This window comes from Tunicatimonas sp. (assembly GCF_049647865.1).
Taxonomy (GTDB): Bacteria; Bacteroidota; Bacteroidia; order Cytophagales; family Cyclobacteriaceae; genus Tunicatimonas.
In genome coordinates this window covers 1-10,065 of the sequence record NZ_JBARYM010000019.1, presented here as the reverse complement: position 1 = coordinate 10,065, position 10,065 = coordinate 1, and the positions used below count along the sequence as shown (strand labels likewise).

Below are 10,065 nucleotides of genomic sequence, written 5' to 3'. Positions count from 1 at the left end.
CTATTAGGCATGAATGACTTTCACCGCATTCGCTACCAGGGTAAGGTTATTGGCATTAAGCAGTATAATCAGTTGCATACCACTGCGTTACAATTTCTAACTAAAACGTTACAGACCGAAAGCTCCGTGCTTACGCACCACCTACCCAGCGAACAGTGCAATGCTGCTGAGTTTCGGGGTAGCACCATTAACGAAGCCTTCTGTGTAGACCTAGCCGAGAGGATTGCTAATTTGGCCGGTAGCTGCTTGGGTTTACGGCCACAGTCACCGCAATGAGCCGGAGTTCAGCATTGAGAAAACACAAATGCTCACTAACCAGCTAGGCTACGTACATCTGGGAGAGCATGCTGATTTTTGGTCTGATGCGTGTTTTACTTGGTAAACCGGTACGACTAAATATACCCCGCCACCCAATAGGCTACGGTGCCGACTATTTCTCTGATAATTACCTCAAAGTTTCCAATGGAGCCGGACTCGGGAATAATTAACCAGTCGGGGGTGAATTGAAGCGGCTGACTTCGCATACCTACGGGGAAGGTGTCTACCGAAACACCAACCTGATCAAAACAAGCTTTAGCCCGTCGCATATGGTAGGCCGAGGTGATTAGGAGCACTTTAGCGTTGACATTGTTCTGGGCTAAAACCTGCTGACTGTTCAGAGCGTTTTCGCGGGTATTCCGGGAAGTAGATTCTACCAAGATATCGCTACCGGGAACCTGCGCGTTCCGGAGGATTCTCTGTAGCGCCATTGCTTCAGGGATGCTGTCCCCTAGCAACTTACCTGAGCCTCCGCTGAGCAGAATTTTCTCAATCTTGCCCTCGCGGTACAATTGAATGGCGTGGAGTATCCGGTTGGCATCGCCCGTTACGTGGCTACGGTCACGAGGTTCTTTATCGGTAGTGATTCCTCCGAGTACTATTCCTAACCGGTACTGAGGCAAGGTGGCAATCGGGCGGGGCGGCACTTCCCATGCTCGTAGTAGTAGATTGCTTAAAAATTTATTGGTAAACAGCAGCAGTAGCGTAAACCCAATAATGAAGAAAAGCCTTCGGTGCTTTCTCCAGACAATACATAGCAAGAACGCCAGCACCACCAGTGTGATTGGCATTACCAGAAAATACAGCGTTTTAGAGAGAATAAAGAACAAAAGAGTTTTGAGTTCTGAGTTTATAAAAGTTTTGAGTTCATCGCTTAGATTATACCCTAAACCCAAAACTCGGTACTATCCTAAAATTCAGCATTCTGTGGGGTGCGGGGGAAGGGGATCACGTCGCGAATATTTTGCATACCAGTGATGAACATGATTAGTCGCTCGAAGCCAATGCCAAAGCCACTGTGGGGTGCCGTGCCAAATTTGCGAGTTTCCAAGTACCACCACATTTCCTTCTCAGGAATATTCATTTCGGCCATGCGTTGCTGCAATTTACCCAACCGCTCTTCCCGTTGAGAACCGCCAATAATCTCCCCTATGCCCGGGAACAGTACGTCCATGGCGGCCACCGTTTTATCATCATCGTTCTGCCGCATGTAAAATGCTTTGATCTGTTTAGGGTAGTTGTACAGAATCACCGGCTTTTTAAAATGCTTCTCTACCAAGAAACGTTCGTGCTCCGATTGTAAGTCTACTCCCCACTCATTGATCAAAAACTGAAACTTCTTCTTCTTGTTGGGCTTAGAGTTGCGCAGAATCTCAATCGCCTTAGTGTAAGTAATTCGTTCAAAATCATTATCTACTACAAACTGCAACCGTTCTAGCAACGACATATCGCTGCGTTCTTCTTTTTTCTTATTTTTTTCTTCATCTAATTGCCGCTGGTTGAGAAAAGCCAAATCATCAGCGTAGTTGTTCAGTGCAAAGCGCACCAAGTATTGTACAAACTCCTGGGCTAAAGTCATATTATCATCCAGATCGTAGAAAGCCATTTCCGGCTCAACCATCCAGAATTCAGCTAAGTGACGAGATGTGTTAGAATTTTCCGCCCGAAAAGTGGGTCCAAAGGTATACACATCGGATAAAGCCAACGCCCCCAGTTCAGCTTCTAGTTGCCCCGAAACCGTCAGATTAGTTTCCTTTCCAAAAAAATCTTGCCCATAGTCTACCTCACCTTTTTCATTGAGCGGAGGGTTTTTTGGGTCTAACGTAGTCACCCGAAACATCTCGCCCGCTCCTTCGGCATCGGAGCCGGTGATGATAGGCGAATGCAAGTTGAAGAACCCTCGCTCGTGGAAGAAGTGGTGGATAGCAAACGTCATAGCGTGGCTTAACCGGAATACGGCACCAAACGTAGCCGTACGAGGGCGCAGGTGGGCAATCTCTCGTAAGAATTCTAAAGAGTGTTTTTTGGGTTGTAATGGATATTCTTCAGAATCAGCTTCGCCCAAAATTTCAATACGCTCGGCGGGTAGTTCTACTACTTGGCCCTGCCCCTGAGAAGCAGCTAATGTACCAGTTACGGCTAAACAAGCTCCAGTATTAATTCGGCGTAAAATATCTTCGTTAATCTGCTCAGGGGCAGCAACTATCTGTAGGTTACGGACGGTAGAGCCATCGTTAAGGGCAATAAAGTTCACATTTTTGCTACCTCGTTTGGTACGCACCCATCCTTTTACCACTACCGATTTTCCTACTGCAGCCTCACCTTCTTTTAAAACCTGCTTGATTTTCCACCGTAAGTTTTGCATACTAAGACTAACGATTGATAAGTTGTAACTAAACGCTAAAACTACCCCGCTACTATGTTGGTTAATACCTTACGGATGTAGTAAAACTGGCGGTAAAGCAACGATAATTTGGTGTTTTTAACAAAGATTTGTGATAATATCATAAATTTGCGCCTCGCTTGGGGGCTTACTTTTTACTATGGAGAAATAACATGCAAAAGCTTGGTTTAAACCAATCCCTCAGTCAACGGCTATCACCGCAGCAGATACAATTTATCAAGTTGCTTCAGATACCTACGGCCGAGTTGGAAGCCCGTATAGAACAAGAACTTGAAGTGAATCCAGCCTTGGAAGAAGGTCGGGACAACGACGAAGAAGCGTCTACGGCAGAAGACGACTTTGGCGATAGTGAGCAAGAAGACTATTCTGAAGAAATTAGTGTAGAGGATTACCTAGCTGAAGATGAGTTTAGCGGCTATAAAATGCAAGGCGATGGGTCTTACAACGATGAAGACGATAAAGATTTGCCTATGCCTACGTCAATTTCGCTGACAGAACAACTCATGACCCAACTCAATTTTCTTCGTTTAGATGAACGACGTCAGCAAATTGGTTTACAACTTATTGGTAGCATTGAAAGCGATGGTTACATCCGTCGCGACTTAGAAGCGATTGTTAACGATTTGGCCTTTTCCCTCAATATTGATACCAATGAGGAAGAACTGGGGGAGATACTAAGTAAGATTCAGCAGTTTGATCCACCGGGTATTGGGGCTCGCGATCTTCAGGAGTGTTTATTACTTCAACTGGAGCGTAAGCCCAACCATGATCGCTACACTCGGGTAGCCATTGATATTGTAGAAAACAACTTCAAAGAGTTTACGAAGAAACACTTTGACAAGATTTGTCGGAAACTAGGAGTAGACGAAAATACTCTACGGGAAGGAATTAATATCATTACCAAGCTGAACCCGAAGCCGGGGGGAGTAGATACTGGCGGATTGGCATCTCGTACTCAGTATATAGTGCCTGATTATATCCTGACCAATGACAACGGAAAGTTGGAATTGACTTTAAACTCTAAAAATGCTCCGGAGCTGAAGGTGAGCCGCTCGTATTCTACTATGCTTCAAGCGTATGATAAGAGCAACAAAAAAGACAAAAAGCTGAAGGAAGAAGTTTCTTTCGTAAAGCAGAAGCTCGATTCGGCTAAGTGGTTTATCGATGCTATTAAACAACGGCAAAACACGTTGCTTAATACCATGGAGACCATTGTAAAGTACCAGTACGATTTTTTTCTTACGGGTGATGAAAGTAATCTTCGCCCTATGATTCTGAAGGATATTGCCAATGAAATTGGCATGGATATCTCTACTGTATCGCGGGTGGCTAATAGTAAATCAGTGCAAACTGAGTACGGCACCTATGCGTTAAAGTACTTTTTCTCCGAAGGTATTGCTACCGACTCGGGAGAAGATGTAAGTAGCCGGGAAGTGAAAAACTACTTGAAAGAGCTAGTTGATCACGAAGATAAGCGTAAGCCGCTTTCCGATGATAAATTAGAAAAATTACTAAAAGACAAAGGGTATAATATTGCCCGACGAACAGTGGCCAAGTATCGGGAACAACTACAAATTCCGGTGGCCCGGTTAAGAAAAGAACTTTAATGTTACGAAAACTGGCGGTTTTAGGTTCGGTGCTGATGCACCCATTATTAATGCCTACGTACCTCTTTGCTTTACTTTTTTACTATGCTCCTATTGTCGTTGAGCGGGGAGTAAGTAACCCTGATTATCTGCTACTTGCTATTTTCCTTACTACCTTTCTCATTCCACTGGTGTACGTTACCGTATCCCGCTTTCTGGTTATTCGCAAGAATTATTTAGCCGTTATCTCGATGCCTACCCGGCAGGAACGCGTGCTTCCCTTCTTCTTTATCAGTCTCTTTTACATAATTGTGACATTCCTGTTCGTCTATAAGTTTAACGATAGCTCGGTTCTAAGCATTTTATTGGCCGCTTTCACGGTAATTATTATTGTAGCTAGTGTAGCTACGCTGTTCATAAAAGTAAGTGCTTACAGTGCTAGTAGCAGCGGGTTAATCGGCTTTATTATCGGGTTGGGATCAGAATATCCTCAAGCCTTTCTGGTTACTCCGCTGGTTATTGTTCTAATTATTAGCGGTTTAGTAATGTCATCCCGACTCTATATTGGCTCCCACGAACCGAAAGATATTTTGGTAGGAAGCATTATTGGGTTAGCTATCAGCTTGGTGTCGGTTTGGTGGTTTGTTTAATTCAAGTATTCAAGTTTACTTAATATGAACACCTTGACACTACTTCCCAAACAATGAATCAACAAATTCCATTTTGTTAAAGACTTGTAGGTCCTCCATTTTTTCTCCCACGCCAATGTACTTTACCGGAATTTTAAACTGATCAGAAATGCCAATTACCACGCCGCCTTTGGCAGAACCGTCTAGTTTAGTAATTGCCAAAGCCGTTACTTCGGTGGCTTTAATAAACTCACGGGCCTGAAGGAAGGCATTTTGCCCGGTGCTACCGTCTAACACTAGTAGTACCTCGTGCGGAGCTTCGGGCACAAACTTCTGAATCACTCGCTTGATTTTAGAAAGCTCGTTCATCAGGTTGACTTTATTATGCAAGCGTCCGGCTGTGTCCACAATAACCAAATCAGCCTTTTGCGCTACGCCCTGTTTTACTGCATCGTAGGCGACCGAAGCCGGATCAGTGTTCATACCGTGGGAGACGACGGGCACATCAACTCGCTCACCCCAGAGTTTGAGCTGATCTACGGCGGCGGCGCGAAAGGTGTCCGCTGCTCCTAAAATCACATGTTTGCCTTGCTGTTTAAATTGATGAGCTAGCTTTCCAATAGTGGTGGTCTTTCCTACGCCATTCACTCCAACTACTAACATTACATGGGGTTGATGATCTTCGGGGATACGAAAATCGGTAGCTTGGGTGGTAGTGTGGCTACCGTCGGCTTCAGATAGTAGCGCAGCAATTTCTTCCCGAAGAATACGGTCTAGTTCAGAGGTATTGAGGTATTTGTCGCGAGCAACGCGAGCTTCAATGCGATCTATAATTTTCACCATGGTGTCTACACCCACATCGCTGGTTACTAAAATCTGCTCTAGTTCATCCAGTACCTCTTCATCAACGGTAGCTTTTCCCGCAACCGCTTTACTCATTTTCTCAAAGAAACTTTGCTTCGATTTTTCCAGTCCCTTATCTAGGGTTTCCTTTTTATCTTTAGAGAATAAACCAAAAAGTGCCATGTCAAGTGATAGTGAATAGTAGAAAATTGATAGTTTGTCTTAGACAAGTTTCAGGATTAAAATTATTAGTTGCGTAATTCCTCAACAACCAGAAACATAGATGAAAATAATCTTCGTGCTTAATTCATTAGGTTTAGCCCAGATAAAAATATACAAAAAAAGCCCTCAAGGGGCTAAAGTACTTTGCGATAAAACAGAGAAATTTTATTTCTTGAAGTGTTCTTTCACGTTATCTACTGGAACCATTTCTTCTTTAAAGGTATAAGCTCCAGTCTTATCTGACTTCACCGCCTTAATTACTTTGGCATAGCCTTTCCCGGTGTTTGATCGTAGCGTTGCAACGGTTTTCTTAGCCATAATTATTTAATCTCTTTGTGAACAGTATATTTTTTCAGAACAGAGTTATACTTTTTTCGCTCCATTCGTTCGGGAGTATTCTTCCGATTTTTAGTAGTGATGTAACGGGAAGTACCGGGTTGACCACTTGTTTTATGTTCGGTGCATTCCAGAATTACCTGAATGCGGTTGCCTTTTCCTTTCTTTGCCATAGTCGGTAATCGTTAATAGTTGCTAGATCTGCGCGGTTCCTTTGGCTCGGGCTTCTTTCAGCACAGCAGTGATGCCATTCTTATTAATTGTTCGCAACGTAGAGGTTGCTACGCGAATGGTAACCCACTTATCTTCTTCGGGCAAATAAAACCGCTTACGTTGTAAGTTAGGGGAAAACTTCCGCTTGGTTTTATTATTCGCCTTGGATACATTATTTCCCACGCGGGGGCGCTTACCGGAAATCTGACAAACCTTAGACATATCTTAAATTTTTCTCGTCTTCTAAATTCAGGGTTGCAAATATCTAAAATTCTCTTTAGAAAGAAAAATTCATCTATTTGTTTTTCTTTGAGTATTAAGCAAATTTGTAAAGTAATAGTTCACAACACCTAAGTTTTGCGTTTTTAGTTTTGGGTTTAAAGTTGCTGAACTTAGAACTTTAAACCCAAAACTTCATAATACTTAAGACAAGTTATGATTGAAACAACATTAACTTCCTCTGAAGCCATTTCGCTGGAAGAAAAATACGGCGCGCACAACTATCATCCGTTACCTGTAGTTCTTTCCCGTGGGGAAGGAGTACTGGTTTGGGACGTGGAAAGCCGACAGTACTACGATTTCCTTTCCGCTTACAGCGCGGTGAATCAGGGGCACTGCCACCCGCACATTGTTCAGGCGCTTACTGAACAAGCTCAGAAGCTCACGCTGACCTCTCGCGCTTTCTATAACGATACACTCGGACGCTACGAAAAATTTATTACCGAGCTATTCGGTTACGACCGCGTACTGCCGATGAACACCGGCGTTGAAGGTGGTGAAACGGCGGTAAAACTGTGCCGAAAATGGGCGTACGAAGTGAAAGGCGTTCCAGCTAATCAGGCTAAAATTATTTTTGTGGAAGGAAACTTCTGGGGGCGCACTTTAGGAGCGATTTCTTCTTCTACCGACCCGAGTAGTACTGCCGGTTTTGGCCCGTTCATGCCGGGTTACGAAATTATTCCGTACAATGATTTATTGGCTTTAGAAAACGCGCTGAAGGATACTAACGTAGCGGGTTTTATGGTTGAACCTATTCAGGGCGAAGCCGGAGTGGTAGTGCCCGATGCCGGATACTTGAAGCAAGCCTACGAGCTATGCCAGCAGCATAACGTGCTGTTTATTGCCGACGAGGTGCAAACCGGTATTGCCCGTACCGGAAAATTGTTTGCCTGCCAGCACGAAGGTTTTCAGCCCGATATTCTGATTTTAGGAAAAGCCCTATCGGGAGGGGTATTTCCGGTGTCAGCCGTACTGGCTAGCGATGAAATTATGCTTACTATCAAGCCGGGCGAGCACGGCTCAACCTTCGGCGGGAATCCCTTGGCTTGCGAAGTAGCGATGGCTGCCCTTCAAGTAGTAATAGATGAAAATCTGGCTGACAAAGCCGAACAACTCGGTCAGGTTTTTCGGGAGCGAATGCAACAATTAACTGACAAGTATGATATAGCAAGCTTAGTTCGGGGGAAGGGCTTGCTAAATGCGGTGGTAATTAACGATGATCCGGAGAGTGAAACGGCCTGGAACATATGTTTAAAGCTGAAGGAGAATGGACTGCTAGCCAAGCCCACCCACGGCAATATCATTCGCTTTGCTCCCCCTTTGGTTATTACCGAAGAGCAGTTGCACGAGTGCTGCGATATTATTGAGCAAACCCTCAGCGAATTTTAAACAGTTCGTTTATGAAGGTGTTAACAGATAGCAGTATAATAACGTACTGCTATCTTTTTTATCTACACACTTTCTTCTGTTGGCATCAGTACATCATCAGGTTACCACCGTCACTTTTCTTAAATTTAAAGGGCTTAAGCAAAAATGGTGGGCGATGCGTCAGATGCAAGACGCTAATCGTATTCTCAAATCAGTACCTGGTCTCCACTTTTATAAATTACTGGGGAGCGGAAGCGGCAACGGATTTAGCGTTGTTCCCGATACTAGCACCTACGCTTTATTATCGGTATGGGAAGATCAAGCGTCTGCTGAGGCATTTTTTAAACATCATCCATACTGCTATCAGGTCTTTATTAATACGATTCAACGTTGGACCACCTATCTTAATACCACAAAAGTGAGAGGCACCTGGCAACAGCAGCAACCATTTTTGGTACAGCAACCTTCATCTACCAATGGGCCAATAGCGGTGGTTACCCGGGCTACTATTCATCCTAAAAAACTATGGAGTTTCTGGAAAAGTGTACCTAGGGTTAGTGACCGACTAGGGCAACATCAGGTGGGTTTATTATTCTCAAAAGGGATTGGTGAGCTTCCGTTGATACAGCAGGCTACGTTCAGTCTGTGGAAAAATCGGAATGCAATGGTGCAGTATGCGTATGGTAGTGCTGATCACCAGGAGATGATTAAGAAAACGAGACAGCTAGGCTGGTACCGAGAGGAATTATTTGCCGAGTTCTCTCTTACTAAAGTCCACGGCCATTGGTCAAATATACCTAACCTTTTACCCTATCTTCAAGACCAACTTTCAGATCGTAGTGCTTAAAGCAATTGGTAAAAAGTATTTTATTATTATCTATTTAACAACTCCTAAAGTTATCTACTTATGCTAAAGCACCTTTCTGAAACATACGAATACGTATCTCAGCATATTACTGAGCAACCCGAAATAGGCATTATCTTAGGAACTGGGTTAGGTCGATTAGCCAAAGAAATTGAGGTTGATCACGTCTTTTCTTACGCCGATATTCCTCACTTTCCGGTGAGTACGGTAGAGACTCATTCGGGGAAATTAATTTACGGAACGCTAGGGGGCAAACGTGTTTTAGCCATGCAGGGGCGCTTTCACCACTACGAGGGCTACTCTATGCCACAGATTACCTACCCCGTACGGTTAATGCACAAGTTAGGTATCAAAACACTGTACGTATCGAGTGTAGCTGGTGCTATGAATCTATCTTATAACAAGGGGGATTTAGTACTAATTGATGACCACATTAACTTACAAACCGCTAATCCGCTAACGGGTCCTAATTGGGATGAATTCGGTCCTCGCTTCCCCGACATGAGTGAGCCCTATGATCAAGAAATGATTCATGCCGCTTGGCGAATTGCGAAGGAAGAAGGTTACCGAATTCATAAAGGAGTATACGTTGCGGTACCCGGTCCCAATCTGGAAACCCGAGCCGAGTACCGTTTTCTTCGTACCATTGGTGCTGACTTGGTGGGCATGTCAACCGTTCCCGAAGTTATCGTTGCCAAGCACCAAGGCATGAAAGTATTTGCGGCATCAATCATTACCGACATTGGCGACCCCGACAAACTAGAACCCGTTAGTGTGCAAGAAATTATTCAGATTGCCGGAGAAGCTGAACCCAAGCTAACCCGTTTGGTGTACCGCATGATTAACGAACACAACTTTTAGCGCGGCATCATTACTTCCCGTTGCTGTAAACGGACTAAAAATATTAGAGGAACCACCGCTGCGACTGCGAACGCTAAACACAACAGTATTGGCACTGACATAGGAAAGCCCGCATCTAACATAATTCCCAATAACACTGGC

General features: G+C 44.2%; 11 protein-coding genes and 1 pseudogene. 6 read left to right on the top strand and 6 right to left on the bottom strand.

From position 1 onward, the window contains the following. Positions 1–276 (top strand): annotated as a pseudogene (locus WBA23_RS00775) (hypothetical protein); the annotation flags it as partial. A 116-nt stretch (positions 277–392) separates the two neighbouring features. Here the strand turns inward: WBA23_RS00775 and WBA23_RS00770 are convergent. Together WBA23_RS00770 and asnS are read right to left on the bottom strand one after the other, a co-directional pair. Next, a complete protein-coding gene (locus WBA23_RS00770; RefSeq protein WP_424580322.1) occupies positions 393–1,148 on the bottom strand; it encodes a YdcF family protein in 756 nt (251 codons plus the stop codon). Between the two features lie 80 nt (positions 1,149–1,228). Beyond that, positions 1,229–2,683, bottom strand: a complete 1,455-nt coding sequence (asnS, locus tag WBA23_RS00765) for an asparagine--tRNA ligase (protein WP_424580321.1) — start codon at positions 2,681–2,683, stop codon at positions 1,229–1,231. A gap of 191 nt (positions 2,684–2,874) precedes the next feature. Here asnS and rpoN point away from each other — a divergent pair, with 191 nt between their 5' ends. Both rpoN and WBA23_RS00755 read left to right on the top strand, forming a co-directional pair. Further along, positions 2,875–4,329, top strand: a complete 1,455-nt coding sequence (gene rpoN / locus WBA23_RS00760; protein WP_424580320.1) for an RNA polymerase factor sigma-54 — start codon at positions 2,875–2,877, stop codon at positions 4,327–4,329. Then, positions 4,329–4,958: a phosphatase PAP2 family protein gene (locus tag WBA23_RS00755; RefSeq protein ID WP_424580319.1), complete on the top strand. Its 630-nt coding sequence runs from the start codon at positions 4,329–4,331 to the stop codon at positions 4,956–4,958. The genes rpoN and WBA23_RS00755 overlap by 1 nt, the downstream gene beginning before the upstream one ends. A 39-nt stretch (positions 4,959–4,997) precedes the next feature. Here the strand turns inward: WBA23_RS00755 and ftsY are convergent, their stop codons facing one another. The 4 genes from ftsY to rpmB all read right to left on the bottom strand — a co-directional run bounded on the left by ftsY (position 4,998) and on the right by rpmB (position 6,773). Beyond that, a complete protein-coding gene (ftsY, locus tag WBA23_RS00750; protein ID WP_424580318.1) occupies positions 4,998–5,963 on the bottom strand; it encodes a signal recognition particle-docking protein FtsY in 966 nt (321 codons plus the stop codon). A 204-nt stretch (positions 5,964–6,167) separates the two neighbouring features. Further along, positions 6,168–6,320 carry a DUF4295 domain-containing protein gene (locus WBA23_RS00745; protein WP_424580317.1) on the bottom strand — a complete coding sequence of 51 codons (153 nt, stop codon included), beginning with the start codon at positions 6,318–6,320 and terminating at the stop codon, positions 6,168–6,170. A 2-nt stretch (positions 6,321–6,322) separates the two neighbouring features. After that, positions 6,323–6,511, bottom strand: a complete 189-nt coding sequence (gene rpmG, locus WBA23_RS00740; RefSeq protein ID WP_424580316.1) for a 50S ribosomal protein L33 — start codon at positions 6,509–6,511, stop codon at positions 6,323–6,325. 22 nt (positions 6,512–6,533) lie between these two features. Further along, positions 6,534–6,773: a 50S ribosomal protein L28 gene (rpmB, locus tag WBA23_RS00735; protein WP_424580315.1), complete on the bottom strand. Its 240-nt coding sequence runs from the start codon at positions 6,771–6,773 to the stop codon at positions 6,534–6,536. 213 nt (positions 6,774–6,986) lie between these two features. Between rpmB and rocD the strand changes: the two genes are divergently transcribed. The 3 genes from rocD to WBA23_RS00720 all read left to right on the top strand — a co-directional run bounded on the left by rocD (position 6,987) and on the right by WBA23_RS00720 (position 9,924). Then, entirely contained in the window at positions 6,987–8,219 is a 1,233-nt protein-coding gene (rocD, locus tag WBA23_RS00730) for an ornithine--oxo-acid transaminase (protein WP_424580314.1), read from the top strand. Positions 8,220–8,298: 79 nt separating this feature from the next. Then, positions 8,299–9,045 carry a hypothetical protein gene (locus tag WBA23_RS00725; protein ID WP_424580313.1) on the top strand — a complete coding sequence of 249 codons (747 nt, stop codon included), beginning with the start codon at positions 8,299–8,301 and terminating at the stop codon, positions 9,043–9,045. A gap of 60 nt (positions 9,046–9,105) precedes the next feature. Then, positions 9,106–9,924 carry a purine-nucleoside phosphorylase gene (locus WBA23_RS00720; RefSeq protein WP_424580312.1) on the top strand — a complete coding sequence of 273 codons (819 nt, stop codon included), beginning with the start codon at positions 9,106–9,108 and terminating at the stop codon, positions 9,922–9,924. Positions 9,925–10,065 lie beyond the last annotated feature (141 nt).

Excerpts from the sequence above, each read along its gene's own strand:
- rpmG (WP_424580316.1), bottom strand. The coding sequence starts at position 6,511 with ATGGCAAAGAAAGGAAAAGGCAACCGCATTCAGGTAATTCTGGAATGC.
- asnS (WP_424580321.1), bottom strand. The coding sequence starts at position 2,683 with ATGCAAAACTTACGGTGGAAAATCAAGCAGGTTTTAAAAGAAGGTGAG.
- WBA23_RS00755 (WP_424580319.1), top strand. The coding sequence starts at position 4,329 with ATGTTACGAAAACTGGCGGTTTTAGGTTCGGTGCTGATGCACCCATTA.
- ftsY (WP_424580318.1), bottom strand. The coding sequence starts at position 5,963 with ATGGCACTTTTTGGTTTATTCTCTAAAGATAAAAAGGAAACCCTAGAT.
- WBA23_RS00720 (WP_424580312.1), top strand. The coding sequence starts at position 9,106 with ATGCTAAAGCACCTTTCTGAAACATACGAATACGTATCTCAGCATATT.
- WBA23_RS00745 (WP_424580317.1), bottom strand. The coding sequence starts at position 6,320 with ATGGCTAAGAAAACCGTTGCAACGCTACGATCAAACACCGGGAAAGGC.
- rpoN (WP_424580320.1), top strand. The coding sequence starts at position 2,875 with ATGCAAAAGCTTGGTTTAAACCAATCCCTCAGTCAACGGCTATCACCG.
- rpmB (WP_424580315.1), bottom strand. The coding sequence starts at position 6,773 with ATGTCTAAGGTTTGTCAGATTTCCGGTAAGCGCCCCCGCGTGGGAAAT.
- rocD (WP_424580314.1), top strand. The coding sequence starts at position 6,987 with ATGATTGAAACAACATTAACTTCCTCTGAAGCCATTTCGCTGGAAGAA.